Origin of the sequence: Marinilabilia salmonicolor, assembly GCF_003003035.1 — a bacterium.
GTDB classification, from domain to species: domain Bacteria; phylum Bacteroidota; class Bacteroidia; order Bacteroidales; family Marinilabiliaceae; genus Marinilabilia; species Marinilabilia salmonicolor_A.
This window is the reverse complement of record NZ_PVTS01000008.1, coordinates 37,676-59,275: the sequence shown is the minus strand read 5'-3', so window position 1 is coordinate 59,275 and position 21,600 is coordinate 37,676. Positions and strand designations below refer to the sequence as shown.

Sequence of the window (21,600 nt, the reverse complement as noted above, 5' to 3'; positions counted from 1 at the left end):
AATCCGGATGTGAAGTGCTTTTTTTTCAGCTTAATATGTTTCAAACTTCGGGTTTATGAGAGTTGACATCATTGAGGACGACCCTCTGTTCAGCAAAATGATTAAACACATACTGGCAACATCCGGTAATTACGAAGTCCGGAATTTTCCGAATGCTCAAAGCTTTTTGACCCGGGTTACCTCTCTGCCTGATGTGGTTACCCTTGACTTGGGGCTGCCTGACATGTCAGGAACTGATCTGATGAAAAAAATCAAAAACCTTAATCCGGAAACTGAAATCATCATTATCTCCGGCCAGGACAACCTGCAACTGGCGGTTCAGTTACTGAAGGAGGGTGCATACGATTACATCACCAAAGATGAAAACATCAAAGAAAGAGTGCTCCACACTTTGGATAAAATTCGCTCAAATATGGAACTCCGGAGCCAGTTGGATCAGCTCAAGAAGGAAGTTTCCAAAAAATATCCGTTTCACGACACCCTGCTGGGCAACAGTTCCGCTTTAAAAAACACCTTCTCTCTCATTGACAAGGCAACAAAAGTTACAAAAATCAACGTGTCCATACTGGGAGAACCCGGCACCGGCAAAGACCTGGTGGCGAAAACGATACATTACAATTCAGACCGAAAAGACCACCCTTTTATCCAGGTCAGTATCTCCTCCATGTCGAATGAGGAATTGCGAAAAACCCTCTTTGGAGTAGAGAAAGCCGCATGGGCGGACACCCTCATGACAACCAAAGGAAAATTTGAAGAAGCAGGCGAGGGAACACTCGTCCTTGATGACATCACAGATTTTGATGACGATTTGCAAAAAGAACTGCTCGATGTGTTTCAGGAACGAAAAATAAAACGCATTGGCAGCAACCACGAGCAGGAAGTGAAATGCAGGGTCATCACCACCACCTCCTATGACATGCTGCAGGCGGTGAAAGAAAAAAAGTTCAGGGAAGACTTATACTACTATCTGGCCGGTCTCCCTATTACAATGCCTGCTCTGCGCGAAAGAGGCAAAGATGTAATTATTCTGGGCGACTTTTTTCTGCAAACCTTCTGTTTGAAAAACAATTTACCCCCGATGATTTTGTCATCAGGGGCAAAGAAAAAATTACTATCTCACAATTATCCCGGAAATATCAGAGAACTAAAAGCCATTATTGAGCTGAGCGCGATCCTGGCAAACAGCCGGGTAGTGGAGGAACGACACATTGTTTTTAATTATGCAGATCCTACCCCGGGTGTCTTTCATGAAGAAATAACCCTCAAAGAATACAACGAACGCATCATCATCTATTTCATGAAGAAATATAAAAATGTAATGGAAGTTGCCAGGCGTCTTGACATTGGTAAATCAACCATTTACAATCTGCTGAAAAAGTACAAAGAAGAAAATCCGGACATTAACGCCTGATCAATCAGAAAGCTTTGTTAATGAACAGCAACGACCTCAAGAATCTCGGGGACTTTTTGTTTTACCACCATTTCAACACCTCCCTTGAGCGTTTGCAAACTCATGGGACATCCATCACAGGCACCTGTAAGCTGAACTTTTACCTGCATGTCGTCGGTCAGCTCCACAAAAACAATATCTCCTCCATCCGATTGCAAATAAGGCCTGATGCTTTCCAGTGCTTCCAGGACCCGTTGTTTTAGTTGCTCCTTTTCCATATCAAAAGTCGTTTATTTCCTGGTTATTTCAACTACTTTGGTGGGTGGCAGATCCTGATTCCGTTTTTCAACCGCCTTTACCACAGCCTCACCAAGTTCTGCAAAGGCTCTTCCGGTAACAGAGTCGGGATTGAGCGCCGACGGCTCCCCTTTGTCTCCTCCTTCACGAATACTTTGCACAATAGGAATCTGTCCGAGCAATTCCACGTTCAGCTCTTCAGCCAGTCTTTTACAACCACCTTCTCCAAAAATATAATACTTGTTATCAGGAAGCTCAGCCGGAGTAAACCAGGCCATATTCTCCACCAATCCAAGTACAGGTACGTTAATTTTCTCGCCGGTAAACATACTGATTCCTTTTCGGGCATCGGCAAGAGCCACATCCTGAGGCGTACTGACCACCACTGCACCGGTCAGAGAGATCGTCTGAACCACGGTAAGATGAATATCACTGGTTCCGGGAGGTAAATCCAGCAGCAGATAATCCAATTCTCCCCAATCGCCATCGCCTATCAATTGTTTAATAGCACCGGTAGCCATAGCACCTCGCCAAACCAGGGCATCATTAGCCTCCACAAAATATCCAATACTCAGATTCTTCACTCCGTATTTTTCTACCGGAACAATCTTATCTTTTCCATCTACTTTGCGCAATACCGGACGTGCGTCTTCGGTTTGAAACATTTTCGGAATAGATGGTCCAAACACATCGGCATCCAACAATCCTACTTTATATCCCAAATTGGCCAGAGCAACAGCAAGATTACTTGCCACGGTAGATTTCCCAACTCCCCCTTTACCGGAAGCAACGGCAATAACATTCTTTACCCCTGCCAACATTTTTTGCTCAGGAATGGGTGCACGAGGATTTATTTTAACGAAAATATTTCCTTCAATCTCTGCATCTTCTCCTACGTATTTCTTGATAGCATGAACCGAAGCTTTTTTTATGGCAGAAACAAACGGATCATTGGCCCGGTCGAATTTTAGACTGAAACTTATTCGCTTCCCGTCAATCCGAATATCGTCTTCAACCATTCCCAAAGAGACAATATCTTTCTCTTTGGCCGGATGAATTACATGCTTTAAAGCATCAGTTACAAGCTGTGGATAAAAACTCATATCTAATTTTATTTAAACTTTTTAAATATAAGGGCAAAGGTAAAAAAAATTCCGGAAAGCGAACAAATGTTTACTTACCGGAGAGGTGTAAGAAAAATAAATTCATCCTAACTCCACGTTAAAATCGTCCCAAAACACCTCCTTAAAGTTCACAACAACATCTTCCTCCACCTCAATCCCTTCGCTTTTCAACAATTCCTGCATGGTATCGGCATTAGGGAAAGCGTGTTTGCCTGTGAGCATCCCGCTTCTGTTGACTACTCTGTGAGCAGGAACAAATCCTGGTTGCGAAAAAGATTTATTCATGGCCCACCCGACCATCCGGGATGCTCCGGGTGCACCAACAGCAGCAGCAACCGCACCGTAACTGGTAACCCGTCCGGAAGGAACCTGCCTGACAGCCTCATACACCCGGGTAAAAAAGCCCTCATCCATATCAAAGTTGATTTCCTGTTCTCCGCGGTTTTACACCTCTTCCCGCACTTCGGTATTCATCCGGCTCTATCTCCACCTCGGGCTCTACAAGCTCATCCGCATTCTGCAATTCAAACTTCAGATATTTTATCGGAATGCCGTGATCAAGCCACTTCTTCTCATAATAGGTCTGAATACCTAAAATATCATCCTGATAACCATTGGAGTACAAATCAGTCTCATCTACCAGAGGAGTTATATCATTAGCCTTTAAGAGCTCTCTGGTGTAGGTGTACATAAACAAGCTATCTGTTTTAAGATGAACGATGCCTCCGGGCTTCAGAAAACGTCCGTAAGCAGAAAGAAACCGTGTACTGGTGAGTCTTTTCCGGAACTTCTTAATCTGCGGATCAGGAAAAGTGAGCCAGATCTCATCCACCTCAGAAGGGGCAAAGAAGGCATGAATAGCCTCAATGCGGGTTCTCAGAAACCCGGCATTTTTCAACCCTTCATTCAGCACATCCGTGGCTCCCCGGTGCATCCGGTTCCCTTTGATGTCCACTCCTATAAAGTTTTTTCCGGGAAACAGCCGGGCCAATCCAACCGTGTATTCCCCTTTACCGCAACCCAACTCAAGAACAACCGGATTGTCATTCCCGAAAAACTGCTCTTTCCATTTCCCATACAACGCATGGTTGCTATGAAAGACCTCATCAAATGGAGCTTGTACCACATGTGAATAGGTGGCCATCTCCGCAAACTTCTTTAACTTATTCTTTCCCACAACAAGTCAACACATTAAAAAACAACAAAAAAGGACTACTTCGTTTCCGGATTGATTTTTTCCACCCACATGGAGAGGGATTGTACACCATCCAACCGGTCTCGTCTCATACCTTGACGAACAACAAAAGAGTAGGTGCCCGGTTGTCGCATTTTCACACCTCTTTTATACAGCCAGTTTACCGTTCTGGAGTCGTCGTTCCCCTTGCCCAACCATCTGCCGTCGGGTTCAGCCAGAAAAAACTCCATGGTATCGGTTTGCTGATGCCCTTCGGGACCTTTCACATCAATAAACAGCCAAAGATTACTATAGGGATAATCATTGTTGTGTTCAAATGAAAAGCCAAAGTTCAGAACATTAGAGGTGTCCTCTATAGCAGGTGCAAAGACCACGAGAGAATCCTTATGCCAGTTCTTACCCGGAATTTCCCGGTTCTCCTCATACACCAGGCTCTGATTGCACGATGCAAGTCCCACCAGCACCAAAACAAGCAATACCCTAGTTTTTCTGATTACCGGAAGCATTCGATGACCTGTCATTTCTGCGTCTGCGATTTGAATTGTTTCCATTACCGGTTTTATTGGGATTTTTACGACGTTTGTTTTTACGACGTTTATTTTTGGGATTTTTTTCATCAAAACGCGTAATACTGTCCTCCCCTACCACATTGGTATAATCGATCTCCTTCACAACGGTAACAGAAGTTTCGCTGGCCAGTTTTTCAATTTTTGTACCCTTTTTATTGAGCTCAATAATCTCTTTGACCCTGTCCACCGTCAGCATAACCACATTGCCGGTACTTTCACGGCCCGAGGAGAACCACATCAGGCGTTTAAAGATATCGGTCTTAAAATGGTAATAGGTCTCGTTCTCTGTTCTCAGTGGAATATCTGTCCTTGGAAAATCTTTTTGAGCATCGATGTAAGCATCCAGCTCGTAGTTGAGGCAACATTTTAGTTTTCCACACTGTCCTGCAAGTTTTTGAGGATTCAGGGATATTTCCTGATATCGTGCAGCATTGGTTGTAACCGAAACAAAGTTGGTCATCCAGGTTGAACAGCACAGTTCACGACCGCAAGGGCCGATTCCACCAATACGGCCGGCTTCCTGTCTGGCACCAATCTGGCGCATCTCAATGCGTACTTTAAACCTGTCGGCAAGCACTTTTATCAACTCCCTGAAATCAACCCGCTCATCTGCAATATAGTAGAATATCGCTTTGGTCCGATCGCCCTGATACTCAACATCACCTATTTTCATATTGAGTCTGAGCCTCTCTGCGATGCGTCTTGATTCCAGCATTGTTTCATGCTCAAGAGCTTTGGCTTCTTCCCACTTGTCAATATCAACCGGCTTGGCTTTCCGGTAAACCCGTTTAAACTCATAACTGCCGGGATCGAAGCCGTTTTTCTTCATTTGCAGAATTACCAGCTCACCGGTAAGCGTAACCTCACCAATGTCATGACCGGGCGAGGCCTCCACAGCAACCACATCTCCTTTTTTCAGCTTAAGCTGATTGCTGTTTCTAAAAAAACCTTTACGTGTATTTTTGAACTGAACCTCCACAATATCGGTCGTATTGCCTGATTGCGGAAGATCAGAAAGCCAGTCGAATACGTCCAGCTTGCCGCACCGGCTGCTGCAGGTACTACACTTGCTCTCCTGCGGAATTGTTTCTTCTTCCATAACATTCCTGATTTTTGATGAGAACAAAAATTTCCTACCAACCCCGAAAATATCATAATCCGGGGGTATTCAGGCATGAAAAGATGCTCCGTTGAGCCTCTTTAAAATCATTTGTTCTCAGGTATATAATATAATATGGAAACCGCAAAATGCCGTTTCCGCCAGGGGGCAATCAAACGAGCTTATTGGAAATTCTGAACCAACTGCTTATTTTGATTGCCATATCGAAAAGCACAAGCCTGATGTTACCGTTCTGTTCAATATGGGCCAGCGCCAGAGAAAACTCTTCGACCATAGACTCCACATTGCGATCGTTCACAAAAGGTTTGAACTTATCAATAAAATTGTTCTCTGCGGGGGTGGCGTAAACCAGATCCGCTATATCATAGTTCGCGATGTAACTTTCGCGTAAAATTGCGATGCAATAGAGCAGCAAGTTCTTTAACCGTTCTTTGGGAAGCCCGGACAACTCATCTACCCACTTTGCAATTTCACCAAGCTGTCCTTTGTAGGAGAACCTCATGAAATTTACAAACATCTGATTAAAATACTGCTTTTCTTCACTGTTTCCAACTATATCCCGTGCTTTCACAAAATCACCACCCGAAATCCGGGCTACAGTTTTTGCCTCCGCTTCCTCAACACCAAAAGTACCCATAAGTCCCTGTGTCAGGGCGGCATCATCAATGCGTGGAATTTTCAACTGCTGGGTACGGGACAGGATGGTTGGCAAAATACCTGCGGGATAATCTGACACCAGAATAAACAGGGTGCGTGCGGGAGGCTCTTCCAGAATCTTTAGCAATCGGTTGGCGGCAGAGTTATGCATTTTCTCCGGCTGCCAAACCACCATTATTTTGTACTTCCCCTCAAAATTCTTAAGACTTAACCGTTTGATAATCTCATTGCCTTCCTGGGTATAAATCATACCCTGACTTTTCTCGGCATTCAGAAAAGAGAACCACTCATGAATGGTAAAATAGGGACTCTTTAGAACAAATTCTCTCCATTCGGTAAGGTAATCGGCACAAACCGGATTTTTTTCACTTCCCCTTTTCACGATAGGAAAAACAAAATGAAAATCAGGATGTATCAATTTAGCCATCTTTTTACACGACGGACAAACACCACATGAATCCTCCGGTCCGGGATTGTGACAATTCACATATTGGGCAAAAGCAAGGGCAAGGGGCATCAACCCTGCTCCGGCCGGGCCGGTAAACAGTTGGGCGTGACTTATTCTGTCTTCCCTCACCATCGATATCAAATGATCCTTAACGGCTTTTTGTCCTACAACGTCTTTGAAAAGCATAACAATCCTGACCTCTTTTTATTCTGATTGAGGTCAAAGATAACAAAAACATCGGCACGTTGGTTTCTAAATTATCATCACACATTTGGCCTAGGGAAAGGGTCACTCCCAGCCTGCCAAACGCATTAATCGGGTATTGCATACAAACAGAAAGATTTGTGACGCAGATCTCCGGGAAGTCAGGAAAATCAAATTAAATTAGCAGTTCAAACACACGAAAAATGACAATTTACCTATAACGAATGTCGCAGAATACACAAAAAACAATCCTCTTTTGCCCGCTGGACTGGGGTCTTGGACACATAGCACGGGACCTGCCCCTGATCCGGGAGTTTTCCCGAAACGGACATCGGGTAGTTGTTGCAGCATCAGAAAAACTCTGCGACTGGGTAAAGAGTGAAACTCCGGATATTGAAACAGTTTTTTTCGACGGTCCAAAAATTTTTTATTCTGGAAGTCGCGGAGCCTTTTCAGAAATAATATTTCAGTTACCCGGGTTATTGCTCTGGCCTGGTAAAGAAAAAAAACGCATCAGAGAACTGACCGCATTGTATCATCCCGACCTAATTGTTTCGGACAACCGATATGGTGCCAGACATCCAAAAATAACTTCAGTAATAATCACCCATCAGCTTTGCATTCAACTGCCTAAAATGGTTAAATGGGCAGAATACCCACTTCATCTTTTTGTAAAGTATTTAATTGGGAAATTTGATCAGTGCTGGATCCCCGATTTTCCCAAAGCTGACTCCCTGGCAGGAAATCTAGTTCACCAATACCGGCTTCCGAAAAATGCGATCTTAATAGGGCCTTTATCCCGTTTTGACAATACTTCAGAAGAAAGCAATAAGGGCTTCCCGAAAAAAACATTGCTGGGCATCCTTTCGGGGCCGGAACCGCAACGAAGTATATTTGAAAGCCTTCTTAGAAAAAATCTCGAAAATCAGCAGGGACTTCACACGCTGATTACCGGACAAACCAATGTCCAAAATTCATACCGGGAAGGAGCAAACCCCGTTGTACTCGATCATCAGCCAACACGGGAAATGCTCCGGCTCATTCAAGGCCATAAAGTCATTATTTCCCGCTCGGGTTACTCCACCATTATGGATATGCATTTCCTGAACAGAGCCATTATAATAGTGCCAACTCCGGGGCAGACCGAACAGGAGTATTTGTCCCGATTCCACCATGGGCACCGACACCTTCGGCTCAGCCAGAAGCAAATTCCGGAAAGTGATTTTGAAAAAGTAGTTACTGCATTGAAAACTACAAATAGTTGCCCAAACAGCCCGCTAAACTTCCGCTCTGTATTGCGCAACATCCTTCGGAATCCATCCGGCAAACCGGAAATTTCAGAATAAAACAGGTCACCAAAACTTCAGCCAAACATTAATCCACGGAATAAAGCAATTCGTCATCCCCACAGACAATTTCATAATATATTTAAGAGAAAAACAAAAATCAGGAAACTTTTCTGAACGACCGACGTAACAATTCAAAACCAGACAAACAGACCAAAGTCAAAAACGCTTATGTCAATATTTCCTTTTGCTTTAGCATTGGGGTTAACAGTTCCATTAACCTACATCGTACTGCGCAAGCTGTACCCGGGGTGGGTTAAGAAACAGGCTCAGAAGAAACTGGAATCACGGCTCTTCCCACACGGAAACAGACAGAAAGCAGAGGTATTGAAAACCTTCAGGAGTTTTACAGGAGAGCGGTTTAGTGACGAAGATATTCTGGAGTATTTTTTTAAAATAAAAGGACTGCAGGCAGTCGATATCAATACAAGAACCAATTATTGGGTAAAGAAATATTTATTTAGTCCCACATCCATCAAACTAAATTATTTTGAACAGGTAAAGTTTTACGAGACATTCCTGAATTTCCCGGTCAAACCCGGAATAGAAAAAAGATCGTTTTTCAAACCGGAAAAATTTGCCCGTGAAAAGATCAAAACAAACCGAACCGAACAAATGAGCAAACATTTAGCATAGCACCCCGACGATTGAGTCGGTGCAAGAAAAAACAAACACCCGGTACGTATCTCACTTTATCTTCATGGCCCTTGATAGTGAAATATAACGACCGGGTGTTTTTCTATTATAACCATATATAAATTAATCCTGCACAATCTTTGAATTCATAGGATGCTTAAGCCCCTTGGCACCGACAAACACGGCTTTTACGGAACCCACCAAAATCTTTGCCTCCACCACAATGGGGATCCTGTTTTTATCGTCTGTGACCCATACAAACATTTTCTCACCCTCTTCAAAAATAGTACCCTCCACCAACAAGGGGGAAAATTTCAGGCAATTAAATTCACGTCCGGATCTATCCTTAACAGCCTCTCTCCCATGATATCGAATATACAAATTATGAACCTCCCCATCCACTATTAAACTGATTGGTATCCGGTCTCCTTCTTCATAACGTGAAAAATCAATTTTTCTTGCCTGATATACCATTGATAATAAATCGAAGGAACATTCCGGCCAGTCAAAAATAGTATCGCGGTATGATTCGCCTCTTTTACTGATGGATGCATTCACTTTTCGGCGGGAAGAATCAAAAAGATAATGATGATGCGCAGTATAAGATCCTTCATTGGTGCGCCGATGAAACTCCAAAGGCTCCATCGACAGAGGATTCACCCAAACATCTAAACTATCGCGAACTTTGAAAAATATATCGTAGGCTTTGTAAGTTGCGCCGTAAGAACGGAAATGAAGAGCATCCTCACCTCTCCACTGATCTTTATCCACACCAAAAGTCACTTCCCCTGCATTTATCCATACAAAGCCCCAATTGTAGTAGGCGTGATATGTAACCTCCTCACCGGGAGCAAAGCTCTGTATCTGGTCATAACATTGCCCTGAAACATAGCTGCTCCATCCGACAAGCAAAAAAAACACCAACAATTTTCTCATCACCTTGGAATCAAACCGCTCTATCAACCTCTTCCTCATTTGCGCACCTTTCCTATCTTGGCCTCTATGGCATCAATTTTAGCACTCATCCGACCAACAGGTCCTTTACGGGCATCAATATTAATGGTCGTATAGATTCGATCGGCATGAGGTTCAAGAATTTCATAGGCATCATTTACCACCCTTAAAGCCTCTTCCATCGTCTCTGTTTCTATGGAGGTCCCCATAGGATTCAACTTGTAATGAACCCCTGACCGATGCAGGAAATCAATCACTTTTGAGACATATTCACTCACACTTGCTCCCTTATCTGTGGGGAACATAGCAAAATTAAGCAATACCGACATAAACTATCTCCTGTTAGAATTCCGGGAATTTTTCTTTACCCGGTTGCGATTTACAAAATCATATACCTTATAATTATTAATATCCCAGGGCACCATCTGGTCCCAGTTGGCTCTAATTTCTATCTCATCAGGATAATAAAGCATCTGCTCGGGCTGCGAGCCTTCGGAAAAGTCTCCTGTATCCCACTTTCCGTTTCGGTTTTCATCTTCCAACAAGCGAAGAAAATATTTCCCGGGCTTTATAAACCGGAAAGCGAGCTTACCATTTTGGGGTAAAACACCCTGGCGAACCACTACCTCCTGATTGTTTAACACCTGAAGCAACGCATTCTCCGGCATCCCGGAGGCATCGACATACAATGTGCCATAACTATCCTCCTGTTTAACTGTCAGATTGCCTTTTGAAGGAACATTTACTCTTCCATAGATATCCCTGAACGCGGCAGAATCAACTTCAAGCTGATACTGGGCCCCGGGTTGCCAGTCGTGAACCAACATAAACTGACGTATCCGAACAGAATCCTGCCTCAGATCAAACGAAACGGGGCTGTAAACCGTATCTACCAAAACCGACAACTCAATAGAATCGAGATAAACATCAGCCAGTGGGGCAGGAAAATTAAACCTGGGATTGCTACCTATTTCAAGATTTCCTCCGGGACTTCGCACACGCAATGGCTCCACTCCGGTTTCTTTTTCTTCATCATCCCTTTTGTTACGTCTGCGTTCCTCCACGGTCCGGTGAAACATATTGAGTGTATCTCTCTTATCCACATAATTCTTCAATGAATCCAAAACAGGATAGACAATCTCCACAGACAGAGAATCACGAGCAATCAAAGAGCTGTCGCTAAGCCAAACCATTACGGTATCATTCTGAGGTGTTCCCTCATAAACGAACCAACTCTCCTTTTCAGGGTCGGCATTGATCACATCCACCTCAAGTTTCTTCTCCAGACTTCTGTTGAAGAAAAAATCCAGCCGGTTGCGATCTTTTCGGGCTCTTGAATCCAGGTATTGTTCTTTGTAATCTTCCTGAAACATAAAGAGTTTCAGACTATCGGGAATGTAAGCAAGTTCTTTGGTAATTAGCACCGTATCAAGCGTTACCGAATCGGTAAAAAGGGAATCAATACGGTCCCGATATTCAAAAGAAGGCTCCACCGGTTCCCGGAGCCAGGCAATTCTTTCGCCGGGCTGATCAAATTTATAATCCCTGTTCATATCCTCCAGGGCATAAATCCGGTATTGGCCTTCAGCCAGGTTTCGGATGGTAAACTCCCCCAACTCATTGGTTTTGGCCACACGGGGAGGCACCACATTGGTCAGCGCAGTATCCGTCAGATTGGAATGAGCCATTACCATAACCCCTGCAACAGGAGCGTGAGTATAAGCATCAAAAACATGCCCTGAAACCTCCAGGGAGTCCTGAGTCTCTCCAGTGGAAAAGGAGAAAGAAAAACCTTCCAGTAAATTCCCTTCGTTGTTATCCTGAATCGCATCAGCAAAGTCAATGGTATAAGTGGCTCCGGGTTGCAATTCCTCCTCAAAGGATACGGTTACCTTGTTGCCCATTCCGCGTATTACAGGCGGGGTGTTCAACGGAGGGGAAACCACCACTTTCTGAAAAGCATCCTTCAGTACAATCAGTTCATTAAATTCAATAACAACCTCATCTCCGTCAAAATTAGTGGAGTTGACAGGAGGTGTGGAATTAACCATTACCGGAGGCGTCTCATCGGCCGGTCCTCCCTCGGGATATCCGATGTTTGCACAATGAGAAAAACCAAGAATCAATAAAATGATAACAACAAAAAACGAAATATTTTTAAGCATCAGACGTTTATTTTCGGTAAAGAACAGGACAAAGTTAGACTAAAATGACGAAACTTTTTAAATTTGTCCGGCATTCAATAAACAAAAACCATGCAAACTCAGGAAACAACTAATAACGGAACCAAACGACCACTATTTATAGCTCTTGCCATAACTGCTTTATTGCTCATTGTTATTGCCATACTTTACATCAGCCAAAGCGTGGAAATGAAAGAAGTGGTGGAAGAGATGACCATAGAAAAAGAGATCCTTACTGAAGAGTACCAGGATCTGGCGTTGGGCTACGACTCCCTTGAATCCACCAGCGACACGTTGAATACAATGCTCGAACAGGAAAGACAGAAAGTGGAGCACCTGATTGAAGAGATCAAAACCATCAAAGCCACCAATGCCTCAAGGATGCGGGAGTTGAGGAAAGAACTCTCCACCATGCGGGGGGTCCTAAAAAGTTATGTTCACCAAATAGACAGTCTGAACCGTCTGAATGCAGAACTTAAGCAGGAAAACAAACAATATCAGCAACAATACTCACGCATTCAACACTCTTACCGTGAACTGGAAGGGGTGAAAGAGGAACTTGAAGGGAAGGTAGAGGTGGCCAGCCGCCTGGAGACCACCGGAATAAGAGCCACAGGCCTGAATACCCGGGGGCGAACCACCGACCGAATCAGCAGAATTGACAAACTGGAAGTCTGTTTTACCGTACTGAAAAACGTCACGGCCCCCATTGGCATTAAACCTTTTTATATCAGAATAGAACGCCCCGACGGGCAATTACTTCTTCACAGCAGGGAAGATCTCTTTGACTTTGAAGATTCGGAAATCAATTTCACGGCTATGAGAAATATTGAATATGGAGGTGAAGAGATGGAAATATGCATCTACTACAATGTGGATATGGGCGAACTCATGCCCGGAGCATACACCGTGGATTTATTTGCAGATGGAGCCAACATCGGCCGCCACTCATTTGAACTTGATTGATGCGCTAAAAGATGCGGGGATTACTGCTCTCCCCACTCATAAGGTGTGGACTGATAAACGTAATAATTGAGCCAGTTGGAAAACAACAACTGCGCATGACTGCGCCATCTGACCACAGAATCCTTTGCCGGATCATCATTTTTGTAGTAGTTTTCCGGAAGTTTTGTTTGCAGGCCCCGCTGCTGATCGCGATGATACTCCTCTCCCAGGGTAAATTTATCGTATTCCGGATGTCCCGTAAGGAAAACCTGACTACGGTCTTTCGACAACACCAGGTACGGCCCGGCTTTTACTGAATCAGACAACAAAATCAAATCTTCCACTTTTTCAATATCCGACTTGCGCACCTCGGTATAACGGGAATGGGGGGCGTGAAACAAATCATCAAAGCCACGCAGCAAAGGCTCTTCCGGTGATTTTACCGAATGTTCGAAAACCCCGAAAAGTTTAGCCCTGAGCTCATATTTCGGTATTCCATAGTGATAATAAAGGCCTGCCTGTGCCCCCCAGCAGATATGCAAAGTGGAGGTAACATTGGCTTTGCTCCACTCCATGATGGTACACAATTCATCCCAGTAAGTTACCTTTTCAAACTCCAGCAACTCCACGGGAGCTCCGGTAATAATAAAACCATCGTAATGTTTGTCTTTAACCTCTTCAAATGTTTTGTAAAAACTAATCAAATGCTCCTGAGGTGTGTTTTTAGGGGTATGCGACGAAGTAAAAAGCAGTTCCACCTCAACCTGCAACGGGCTATTGGACAACGCACGCAACAAATGGGTCTCTGTCTTAATTTTCAAAGGCATCAGATTAAGTACAAGAATTTTAAGAGGCCTGATATCCTGCGTTACCGCACGACTTTCACTCATCACAAAAACATTTTCGGCCTCCAGTAAGCTTTTTGCAGGCAACAAATCAGGAATATTTACAGGCATAACTAAAAACTGATTGGTTATAAAAAGAGCATACAAAGATATAGGAAAGATGATAAAAATCAACCCGGAAGGGCAACTCCGGTAAACTTCACATCCATGCCCGGCAAAAAAAGCCCCGCCGGAAATCCAGGCGGGGCTTTGTATATTGACTGGCACCTACCTTTTCAGTATTCCAAAGAAAAGAATGCTTAAAATATTGTCCAGCTGAAGCCGAAAATCGTCAAAGTTATCAACCCCTCTGAACAGAGGCAACTCCAAACCTCGCAAAGCAGTGCTTATGCCCACTGCTGCCAGCTTCAGGTTTTTAATATCAAATTCACCCGCTGAAACCCCTTCTTCCAATACGGAACGAATCATTTCCTGCTCGGCCTTTTCGGATTTCTCACGCACCTCATCCAGAAAATGATAGTCGCTGTAAGTCTCATCGCGCATGGCCTTTTGATAATTATTCAACTCTCTCAGCGTCTCCATCCGAACCAGTATGTAGTCGTTAAACTTTTGCCGCGGAGAATAATCACTGGAAACGACCTCACGCAGACGATGCTCCAGAATATTTGCCTCAAGTTCAATTACAGCCTGAAAAATCTCCTCCTTATTTTTGAAATAATAATAAAGAGAACTTTTTCCTTTGCGCAGAGCCATGGCAATATCCTCCATGGTTGTCTTCCGATACCCGAATTTCGCAAAAAGCTCACGACCGGACTTCAGAATAGAATTCCGAACAGAATCCTCTCCGGAAATTACAGAATTAAAAATGTCGCTCATAATATTTATAATTAAGGTTACAGGGTAAATTTATAATCAGGTTAAAATTTACAATACAACAAGCTGCCGGCTATTTTGCCGGCCTCTTACATCAGGGTGCCAAAACAAAATCGAGCTGCCTCTTCTCCAGGTTAGCCCGGGCAATCTGAATTTTCACAGCATCACCAAGCTGATATTTCTTATTTCTTTTCCGACCTACCAGGCAATAGTTGTCCTCATCAAACTGGTAATAATCATCATCCAGATCGCGAATCGGAACCATTCCTTCGCACTTATTCTCATCCAGCTCCACATAAATCCCCCACTCGGTAACGCCACTGATAACACCATCAAAGACATCGCCGACACGATCTTTCAAAAACTCTACCTGTTTGTATTTAATAGAAGTCCGTTCGGCATCGGCAGCCCTTATCTCCATTTTAGAACTGTGGTCGCACAACTCTTCATACTTCTCACGCGAAGCTGATCGCCCTCCGTCAAGATATCGTTGCAACAGTCGATGAACCATCATATCGGGATATCTGCGAATAGGTGAAGTAAAATGCGTATAATGCTTAAACCCCAATCCGTAGTGACCAATATTATGGGTGGAATATACTGCTTTAGACATGGTTCGAATGGCCAGAGTTTCCACGATATTCTGCTGTTTTTTACCCTGAACTTCTCCCAGCACCCGGTTCAGTGAACTACTGATGGTTTCATTTTGCCTGGGGGCGGCTTCAAATCCAAACTTCCTTACAAATTTGCTGAAAGATTCATATTTTTCAGGATCCGGCTCATCATGAATCCGGTAAACGAAAGTTTTACTGTTCCTGCCGGATCGCTTACCCTCAGGGGTCAATTCATTGCGACCGATAATCTCGGCCACACGGCGATTGGCCAGCAACATAAACTCCTCTATCAGTTTATTGGCTTCTTTAGCTTCCTTGAAAAACACATTGAGCGGTTTTCCATTCTTATCCAATTCAAACTTCACTTCCACACGCTCAAAGTCGATGGCTCCTTTACTAAACCTGATGGCTCGTAATTTCTGTGCCAGATCATTCAGTGTAAGGATTTCCTCTTTAAGGTCTCCGTCTCCTGTCTCAATGACTGACTGGGCCTCTTCGTAAGAAAAACGGCGGTCACTGTGGATTACCGTACGTCCTACCCAACTATCAAAGACAACACCCTGATCGTCCATTTCAAAAACAGCAGAAAAACAAAGCTTATCCTCGTTGGGACGCAGCGAACAGAGTTCGTTACTCAACCGCTCAGGCAGCATGGGTACTACTCTGTCAACCAGATAGACTGATGTAGCACGGTTAACGGCCTCCTTATCCAGGATACTGTCCGGTGTTACATAATGCGTTACATCAGCAATGTGTACTCCCACTTCCCAATGACCGTTCTTCAATTTTCTGACCGATAAGGCATCGTCAAAATCCTTGGCATCAGCAGGGTCAATGGTGAAAGTGGTCACTTTTCTAAAGTCACGTCTTTTCTTAATTTCTTCGGCAGGCAGCTTATCCTGAATCTTTTCGGCAGCTTCCACCACCTTTTCAGGATATTTATAAGGCAGATTGAACTCTGCCAGAATCGCGTGCATCTCAGTATTGTTCTCGCCGGGATCACCCAGCACATCCACTACCTTACCAATGGGATTTTTTGCCTTTTCGGGCCACTCGGTAATGCAAACCACTGCTTTCTGTCCCTGTTTCCCTCCATTTAGCTGAGTGGGAGGAATAAAAATATCGTGATGCATAACCCTGGAGTCAGCCACCAGAAAAGCAAAATTATCAGATACTTCGAGCGTACCCACAAACTGATCACGACTGCGCTCAATAATTTCCACAACTTCCCCTTCTGCCTGGCGATTGCGTTTGCGTGCATACTGAAGAATTTTCACCCGGTCGCCATTCAGAGCATGCCCCAGATTGCTTTGTGAAACGAAAATATCTTCATCTCCTTCATCTGGAATGATGTAGGCAGCACCTTTGGCGGTCATATCCACCACTCCTTCAACAAAAGTACCGGGCACCATCTTCATCTTAAAGCGACCGGTTGACACCTCGTTCAGAAAATTCTGCTCACTTAACTCAAACAGAAATACTTCAACCTGCAGACGCCCGGATTTTTTGGTGACACCCAAAGCTGCCGACACCTGCTTGTAGTTATATGTTTTCTGAGGATTATTGGAAAACAGGTTTTTTACCTGTGATTTTAAATCACTCTTTTTGGTTTTCTTCTTATTTGTTTTTTTCTTCTTTGACATAAAATTCTTTTAATTCTTCAATTCTAAATAGTTTCTGTCCATAAAGTACCACTTGCGTCGTTACGCTTGCCGCCAAAATACTCATTTACGATTAGTAAACTCCGTATTTGGCAGCTTCGCAAGCCTGGCAATTGGCACTTTCTGACCAAAAACAGCCCTAAAAACAGAATTTGCTTAGTTTATGGACAGGCACTAAATAGTGTCTGTCCATAAAGTACCATTTACTGCGTTACGCTTGTCCGAAAAGTACTCATCCCGATTGTGCTTTTTGTTGGTTTTTTGTTCAAAAAACCTTACAAAAGCTACTTCGGGACTCCGTATTTTCGGACTTCGCAAGCCTTGTAACTGGCATTTTCTGAACAAACACAGATTCAGCCACAAACTTTTCCGCCTTTATAGACGGGCATTAAATATAAAGGCTTCATTTTACAGACACCATTCCCATCAACTCCCAACAACAATGAAAAATGCAGTCCCTCCATCAAACAATCATCGAATTCAATTGCCTTTAATAAAATTTACGGTTTAACCGGATCTGTTCAAAAACCCAAGCAGCTGAGACACCTCCTGAACAAACCAAGTTAAAGGATAGGATTTTTTAATTGGTTTTGCATCCTCAAAAACCAATTCGTCCATTTTTTTGGCCCTTTATTTAACTCAAAGATAACAATATCCGCAACAAAAATAAATACTTCGATTGAAATGTTCGATTATTTCCACCCAAATTCCCCCACTTAAACATGATTAAAAGCTTCTTCAATGGCGGCAATTAAGTCCCCGGGATCTTCCAACCCGATGCTCAGTCTGACCAGATTGGGATGAATACCCAACCGCTGCCTGTCTTCAGCCGAGACATCAATATGTGTCATGGTTGCCGGATGCTCTGCCAGACTTTCCGTTGACCCAAGGCTTACCGCCAGCTTAAAAAGGCTCAGGTTATCCAGAAACCTGAATGCCTCTGCTTCTCCTCCGCTTATGGTAAAAGATATCATAGATCCGGTACCATCGCATTGCTTATCAAAAACTTTTTTCTGCGCATCACTTTCTTCCAGGAAACCCAGAAAATGAACCGTCTCCACTTTAGGGTGATTACGCACATATTCTGCAACCTTAATGGCACTAAGCGCCTGTCGTTCCATTCGTATCTTCAAGGTTTCAAGGCTGCGCATAACCAGCCATGAAGAATGCGGATCCAGCATACTTCCCAGAAATGTTCGCATAGCCTTAATTCCGGCAATAATATTTTTGCTCCCCACACAGGCACCGGCTATCAGGTCGCTGTGCCCGCTGATAAATTTGGTTGCGGAATAGACCACCAGATCAGCACCAACCTTCAATGGATGCTGAAACACAGGCCCGAGAAATGTATTGTCCACAGCCAGCAGACACTTCTTATCTCCGTAAACAAAAGATTCAGACAACCGGCTGCACATCTCAATGTCAATCAGATTATTTACCGGATTACCCGGAGTCTCCACATAAATAAAAGAGGGAACTTCGCCCGGATATTTGGCATGGAGGAGCGCCCTTATATCATCCTCTGTCTCTTCGGAGGTAAACATTAACGTTCGCACGCCAAACTGCGGCAATACATGATGAATAAAATGGTCGGTTCCCCCATACACCGGTGAGCCAAATAACAAAATATCGCCGGGTCTGAGAAAAGTAAACATCATGGTTGATATGGCCGCCATGCCCGATGCAAAAAAAGCAGCATCCTCTCCACCATCCCAAAGCTTTAGTCGTTGCTCGGCCAATTCAAGATTCGGATTGTTAACCCTGCTGTAAATCATGCCCGGTTCTTCTCCTTCATCCGGTTTCCGAAGACCGTAAGCCAGTTCAAAAAATGATTTTCCCTCACGAGCCGAATTAAAAGAAAAGGTAGAAGTCTGAAAAAGCGGACATTTAACTGCCCCCTGATGTTCGGAAGCATTGTAACCATAAGACATCATCAGACTCTCGGGAGCATAGGATTTTTTTTGCATAAGACAACATTTTAGTTTAACTAAAATTAACAAAACCAGTGATAACTATCCAGTCTTTTTCACAAAAAAATCCGGTTGTTCGAAGTGATTTATATCATGCCTCACAAATTTTCCTATTTTTGCAAAAAACCTGACTCAATGATGAAGCATCTTCCATTTCTTTTATTTCTGTTTCTCACCGGTCCCTTAGGTGCACAAATAACCACAAAACATCACATTGGATTTTCGCTGGGCGCTGACCCTGTCCTGATAGTCCGTGCTCTTCTGGAAAGCGATGACGATGATGAATATAATCAAAACGAAGATTATTACTCAGATGATGAAGGAACCAGTTCCGCTGCTCTTGCCGTCTATTACAAATACAAACCACATAAGAAATGGGATTTTGACATTGGAACCAAATTCGCGGCACTCACTGATTTTGAAGCTCATTATCGCACTGAGAACATCCAGGCAGGCTTGGAGTTCGGAGGTACTTTAAGCGCATTCACTGCCATCAACTATTCAACCCATAATGCATTCGCAAAAGAAGGATACACACCGTTTTTTGCAGCGTTGGAAACAGGATGGACCAGTGCTCCCGGCGATTTAACCATCCGGGACCGACAAACCGGTGACACAGAAGTTATTGATAACCTCTCAGGCTCCGTCTATTTCGAAGCCAGAGTGGGATTCAAACATGGATGGGAAAACAATGCTGCAGGTGTGTTTCTGGCTGTAAACAATCAATTCAACACCAGATCAGCAGACCGCGAGTTGCGACAAAGAGGTCTGCGTGCACTCCCCAACACCGGACCAATCATACTGTTAGGAATAAACTACGAGTTTGGTTTCAGAAAAAAAGAGCGAAAGAAAAGACGGAAGTCAAAGTCTGAGATTACTTACCCTGACTGGTTTCAACCGGAGGATAAATAGACTAATCTATCAGAAAAAATCCCATTTTTTCGGGATGGTCCAGGACTTTTTTATGCCCGGGAATTTTTTTCAGCATTTTAACGGCAACCAAATCCCCGCCTGCACCAATCATATAGACGTATCCGAAAACCCAGAACCCCAGGGAACCTGTAAAAAGGGCCGCCACATAAGGCACTACTCCCAGTACAAGAAGCGGCATCAAAGCACCCAGCCGGTAATACTGAACCCGAATGGGCGAAGTACAATGACAATAAGGGGTGTATGTTCGAGGTTCAATTCCGAATTTTACAGATTTGTATCCCCCTCTGGCAAACATCCCGAATACCAGAGCATGCAACAATTCATGCACCGGGACACCAATGACGAGACACAGAAAAAAAACAAGAACTCCGCTCCAGGTCCATTGCAAAAAAGGCTCCAGTCCGTGCAAAACAAAGAACGGGATTCCTGTGGCAAAAAGTATGGGCAAAATAAGCCCCACAGCTTTACGTGCCGTTTCTTCTATGGTCATTGATATCTCTCTCATTGAATCAAACCAAAAGCCCCTTTTGTCAGAAAAGATGCTCCCGAATCAAACTCTTTATGGTTCAAAATTCCGGTGCGTCCCTGCTCCAGATCCAAGGTCTCAACTCCCCGTCGCACAAAGGAAAATACGCTGTCGTTTTCCGCTTCTCTAAGCAACACCCATTTACGGTTTTCCACATCCACCACGGCCTCTTCCGGAAGCGTCCACATCTCGCGGGTTTCCGTGAGGATAGTGGCATTCACATACATATCGGGCAACAAGGCCGGAGCATCTTCATTAAGAGATGCATGAACCGAGATGGTTCTGTCCTCAGGGTTCACCCTGCGGGCAATACGAACGATCTGTCCCTCATATCCGGAAGAACCCGAATCATCAGTTCCGATTAACACTTTCAAACCTTCCGAAAGTCCGGATATGGCAGACTCATATACATCCAGTTCAACAAAAACCTTTTCAGGATTTACCACTTCCATCACCTTTTGTCCGGTATTGAGAAACATCCCCTGCCGTACCTCCTGCATTGTAACATTGCCGCCAATGGGAGATGAGATGGCAATTCCGGAAACAATCTCACCCGACTCCTCCAATCGGGCCGCATCGATCCCCAAAAGTCTAAGTTGAGATTTCAGGGCAGAATGCTCCGCGCGCGCAGCAAAAAAATCAGCACGTGCCTGCTCAAAGACCTTCCGGGAAGCAATCTCATCTTCCAAAAGACCTTTCTGACGTTCAAAATCGGATTGCAAAACAGGTAAAACAGCTGCAGCATTCAGATACTCTTTTTGAATATTGATCAACTCGGGGCCCTCCAACACAAAAAGAGACTCCCCTTTTTTCACCCAGTCTCCGCCTGACACATTAACCCGGCGAACCCGTCCACCGATAAGAGGACTGATTTCGGACAAGAAACCGGGCATTACCGATACTTTGCCATTTACATCAATCTCCCGGGCAGCCTCTATTTTTTGCAAGGAGGCCAATTCCATACCCGAGGCATGAAACTGCTCTTTGGTCACAATTACCGCTCCCTCTGAGAAGGAGGAGTCATCACTGCTCTTTTCATCCTGCGTGTCGGAACAGGCTGATACAAACATCAGAGCCATTAGCAACAAAGGGAATATTTTGTTCATATTT

General features: G+C 44.0%; 21 protein-coding genes. 5 read left to right on the top strand and 16 right to left on the bottom strand.

Going from position 1 to position 21,600, the window contains the following annotated elements; genetic code table 11:
- The first annotated feature begins 55 nt into the window (after positions 1 to 55).
- Positions 56 to 1,411 (top strand): sigma-54-dependent transcriptional regulator, encoded by a 1,356-nt coding sequence (locus tag BY457_RS09745; protein ID WP_106153146.1) that lies wholly within the window; start codon positions 56 to 58, stop codon positions 1,409 to 1,411.
- Between the two features lie 17 nt (positions 1,412 to 1,428).
- Here the strand turns inward: BY457_RS09745 and BY457_RS09740 are convergent, their stop codons facing one another.
- The 7 genes from BY457_RS09740 to BY457_RS09710 form a co-directional block, all read right to left on the bottom strand.
- Positions 1,429 to 1,668 carry a NifU family protein gene (locus tag BY457_RS09740; RefSeq protein ID WP_106153145.1) on the bottom strand — a complete coding sequence of 80 codons (240 nt, stop codon included), beginning with the start codon at positions 1,666 to 1,668 and terminating at the stop codon, positions 1,429 to 1,431.
- A gap of 12 nt (positions 1,669 to 1,680) precedes the next feature.
- Positions 1,681 to 2,790 (bottom strand): Mrp/NBP35 family ATP-binding protein, encoded by a 1,110-nt coding sequence (locus BY457_RS09735; RefSeq protein WP_106153144.1) that lies wholly within the window; start codon positions 2,788 to 2,790, stop codon positions 1,681 to 1,683.
- Positions 2,791 to 2,892: 102 nt separating this feature from the next.
- Positions 2,893 to 3,225 (bottom strand): MGMT family protein, encoded by a 333-nt coding sequence (locus BY457_RS09730; protein WP_106153143.1) that lies wholly within the window; start codon positions 3,223 to 3,225, stop codon positions 2,893 to 2,895.
- 1 nt (position 3,226) lies between these two features.
- Positions 3,227 to 3,988 carry a tRNA (guanosine(46)-N7)-methyltransferase TrmB gene (trmB, locus tag BY457_RS09725; RefSeq protein WP_106153142.1) on the bottom strand — a complete coding sequence of 254 codons (762 nt, stop codon included), beginning with the start codon at positions 3,986 to 3,988 and terminating at the stop codon, positions 3,227 to 3,229.
- 35 nt (positions 3,989 to 4,023) lie between these two features.
- Positions 4,024 to 4,557, bottom strand: coding sequence for a gliding motility lipoprotein GldH (locus BY457_RS09720; protein WP_258176686.1), 534 nt, complete (start codon positions 4,555 to 4,557; stop codon positions 4,024 to 4,026).
- The gene (locus BY457_RS09715; protein ID WP_106153140.1) at positions 4,487 to 5,674 is read right to left on the bottom strand and encodes a PSP1 domain-containing protein; all 1,188 of its coding nucleotides are present in this window, start codon (positions 5,672 to 5,674) and stop codon (positions 4,487 to 4,489) included. The genes BY457_RS09720 and BY457_RS09715 overlap by 71 nt, the downstream gene beginning before the upstream one ends.
- Positions 5,675 to 5,846: 172 nt before the next feature.
- Positions 5,847 to 6,986, bottom strand: a complete 1,140-nt coding sequence (locus tag BY457_RS09710; RefSeq protein ID WP_106153139.1) for a DNA polymerase III subunit — start codon at positions 6,984 to 6,986, stop codon at positions 5,847 to 5,849.
- A gap of 242 nt (positions 6,987 to 7,228) precedes the next feature.
- On the opposite strand from BY457_RS09710, the gene BY457_RS09705 reads away from it, so the two are divergent.
- A complete protein-coding gene (locus tag BY457_RS09705) occupies positions 7,229 to 8,350 on the top strand; it encodes a glycosyltransferase (protein ID WP_106153138.1) in 1,122 nt (373 codons plus the stop codon).
- Between the two features lie 171 nt (positions 8,351 to 8,521).
- Complete coding sequence (locus BY457_RS09700) at positions 8,522 to 8,986, top strand: hypothetical protein (protein ID WP_106153137.1); 465 nt, start codon at positions 8,522 to 8,524, stop codon at positions 8,984 to 8,986.
- 123 nt (positions 8,987 to 9,109) lie between these two features.
- On the opposite strand, the gene BY457_RS09695 is transcribed toward BY457_RS09700, so the two are convergent.
- Genes BY457_RS09695 through BY457_RS09685 form a run of 3 tightly spaced genes read right to left on the bottom strand, consistent with a single transcriptional unit; the run spans position 9,110 to position 12,105 of the window.
- Positions 9,110 to 9,961, bottom strand: a complete 852-nt coding sequence (locus BY457_RS09695; RefSeq protein WP_106153136.1) for a DUF3108 domain-containing protein — start codon at positions 9,959 to 9,961, stop codon at positions 9,110 to 9,112.
- Complete coding sequence (locus BY457_RS09690) at positions 9,958 to 10,269, bottom strand: MTH1187 family thiamine-binding protein (protein WP_106153135.1); 312 nt, start codon at positions 10,267 to 10,269, stop codon at positions 9,958 to 9,960. Before BY457_RS09690 ends, BY457_RS09695 begins: the two co-directional genes overlap by 4 nt.
- 3 nt (positions 10,270 to 10,272) lie before the next feature.
- Positions 10,273 to 12,105, bottom strand: a complete 1,833-nt coding sequence (locus BY457_RS09685) for an Ig-like domain-containing protein (RefSeq protein WP_106153134.1) — start codon at positions 12,103 to 12,105, stop codon at positions 10,273 to 10,275.
- Positions 12,106 to 12,195: 90 nt separating this feature from the next.
- Between BY457_RS09685 and BY457_RS09680 the strand changes: the two genes are divergently transcribed.
- Positions 12,196 to 13,089 (top strand): hypothetical protein, encoded by an 894-nt coding sequence (locus tag BY457_RS09680; protein ID WP_106153133.1) that lies wholly within the window; start codon positions 12,196 to 12,198, stop codon positions 13,087 to 13,089.
- Between the two features lie 20 nt (positions 13,090 to 13,109).
- Here BY457_RS09680 and metA read toward each other — a convergent pair whose 3' ends face one another.
- The 4 genes from metA to BY457_RS09655 form a co-directional block, all read right to left on the bottom strand.
- Positions 13,110 to 14,024 carry a homoserine O-acetyltransferase MetA gene (gene metA / locus BY457_RS09675; RefSeq protein ID WP_106153256.1) on the bottom strand — a complete coding sequence of 305 codons (915 nt, stop codon included), beginning with the start codon at positions 14,022 to 14,024 and terminating at the stop codon, positions 13,110 to 13,112.
- Between the two features lie 156 nt (positions 14,025 to 14,180).
- Positions 14,181 to 14,789 carry a TetR/AcrR family transcriptional regulator gene (locus tag BY457_RS09670; RefSeq protein WP_106153132.1) on the bottom strand — a complete coding sequence of 203 codons (609 nt, stop codon included), beginning with the start codon at positions 14,787 to 14,789 and terminating at the stop codon, positions 14,181 to 14,183.
- A 91-nt stretch (positions 14,790 to 14,880) separates the two neighbouring features.
- Positions 14,881 to 17,043: a ribonuclease R gene (rnr, locus tag BY457_RS09665; RefSeq protein WP_106153131.1), complete on the bottom strand. Its 2,163-nt coding sequence runs from the start codon at positions 17,041 to 17,043 to the stop codon at positions 14,881 to 14,883.
- A 734-nt stretch (positions 17,044 to 17,777) separates the two neighbouring features.
- The gene (locus BY457_RS09655) at positions 17,778 to 19,028 is read right to left on the bottom strand and encodes a cystathionine gamma-synthase family protein (protein ID WP_106153129.1); all 1,251 of its coding nucleotides are present in this window, start codon (positions 19,026 to 19,028) and stop codon (positions 17,778 to 17,780) included.
- 138 nt (positions 19,029 to 19,166) lie between these two features.
- Here BY457_RS09655 and BY457_RS09650 point away from each other — a divergent pair, with 138 nt between their 5' ends.
- A complete protein-coding gene (locus BY457_RS09650) occupies positions 19,167 to 19,943 on the top strand; it encodes a hypothetical protein (protein ID WP_146130967.1) in 777 nt (258 codons plus the stop codon).
- A 1-nt stretch (position 19,944) separates the two neighbouring features.
- Here the strand turns inward: BY457_RS09650 and BY457_RS09645 are convergent, their stop codons facing one another.
- Together BY457_RS09645 and BY457_RS09640 are read right to left on the bottom strand one after the other, a co-directional pair.
- A complete protein-coding gene (locus tag BY457_RS09645) occupies positions 19,945 to 20,469 on the bottom strand; it encodes a DUF3267 domain-containing protein (protein WP_181256451.1) in 525 nt (174 codons plus the stop codon).
- Complete coding sequence (locus BY457_RS09640) at positions 20,466 to 21,596, bottom strand: efflux RND transporter periplasmic adaptor subunit (RefSeq protein WP_181256450.1); 1,131 nt, start codon at positions 21,594 to 21,596, stop codon at positions 20,466 to 20,468. The genes BY457_RS09645 and BY457_RS09640 overlap by 4 nt, the downstream gene beginning before the upstream one ends.
- Between the last annotated feature and the right edge of the window lie 4 nt (positions 21,597 to 21,600).

Excerpts from the sequence above, each read along its gene's own strand:
- BY457_RS09700 (WP_106153137.1), top strand. The coding sequence starts at position 8,522 with ATGTCAATATTTCCTTTTGCTTTAGCATTGGGGTTAACAGTTCCATTA.
- BY457_RS09680 (WP_106153133.1), top strand. The coding sequence starts at position 12,196 with ATGCAAACTCAGGAAACAACTAATAACGGAACCAAACGACCACTATTT.
- BY457_RS09670 (WP_106153132.1), bottom strand. The coding sequence starts at position 14,789 with ATGAGCGACATTTTTAATTCTGTAATTTCCGGAGAGGATTCTGTTCGG.
- BY457_RS09655 (WP_106153129.1), bottom strand. The coding sequence starts at position 19,028 with ATGCAAAAAAAATCCTATGCTCCCGAGAGTCTGATGATGTCTTATGGT.
- BY457_RS09720 (WP_258176686.1), bottom strand. The coding sequence starts at position 4,557 with ATGGAAACAATTCAAATCGCAGACGCAGAAATGACAGGTCATCGAATG.
- BY457_RS09730 (WP_106153143.1), bottom strand. The coding sequence starts at position 3,225 with ATGGATGAGGGCTTTTTTACCCGGGTGTATGAGGCTGTCAGGCAGGTT.
- BY457_RS09690 (WP_106153135.1), bottom strand. The coding sequence starts at position 10,269 with ATGTCGGTATTGCTTAATTTTGCTATGTTCCCCACAGATAAGGGAGCA.
- BY457_RS09695 (WP_106153136.1), bottom strand. The coding sequence starts at position 9,961 with ATGAGGAAGAGGTTGATAGAGCGGTTTGATTCCAAGGTGATGAGAAAA.
- rnr (WP_106153131.1), bottom strand. The coding sequence starts at position 17,043 with ATGTCAAAGAAGAAAAAAACAAATAAGAAGAAAACCAAAAAGAGTGAT.
- BY457_RS09740 (WP_106153145.1), bottom strand. The coding sequence starts at position 1,668 with ATGGAAAAGGAGCAACTAAAACAACGGGTCCTGGAAGCACTGGAAAGC.
- BY457_RS09705 (WP_106153138.1), top strand. The coding sequence starts at position 7,229 with ATGTCGCAGAATACACAAAAAACAATCCTCTTTTGCCCGCTGGACTGG.
- BY457_RS09650 (WP_146130967.1), top strand. The coding sequence starts at position 19,167 with ATGATGAAGCATCTTCCATTTCTTTTATTTCTGTTTCTCACCGGTCCC.
- BY457_RS09710 (WP_106153139.1), bottom strand. The coding sequence starts at position 6,986 with ATGCTTTTCAAAGACGTTGTAGGACAAAAAGCCGTTAAGGATCATTTG.
- metA (WP_106153256.1), bottom strand. The coding sequence starts at position 14,024 with ATGCCTGTAAATATTCCTGATTTGTTGCCTGCAAAAAGCTTACTGGAG.
- BY457_RS09685 (WP_106153134.1), bottom strand. The coding sequence starts at position 12,105 with ATGCTTAAAAATATTTCGTTTTTTGTTGTTATCATTTTATTGATTCTT.
- BY457_RS09715 (WP_106153140.1), bottom strand. The coding sequence starts at position 5,674 with ATGGAAGAAGAAACAATTCCGCAGGAGAGCAAGTGTAGTACCTGCAGC.
- BY457_RS09640 (WP_181256450.1), bottom strand. The coding sequence starts at position 21,596 with ATGAACAAAATATTCCCTTTGTTGCTAATGGCTCTGATGTTTGTATCA.
- BY457_RS09645 (WP_181256451.1), bottom strand. The coding sequence starts at position 20,469 with ATGAGAGAGATATCAATGACCATAGAAGAAACGGCACGTAAAGCTGTG.
- BY457_RS09735 (WP_106153144.1), bottom strand. The coding sequence starts at position 2,790 with ATGAGTTTTTATCCACAGCTTGTAACTGATGCTTTAAAGCATGTAATT.
- BY457_RS09745 (WP_106153146.1), top strand. The coding sequence starts at position 56 with ATGAGAGTTGACATCATTGAGGACGACCCTCTGTTCAGCAAAATGATT.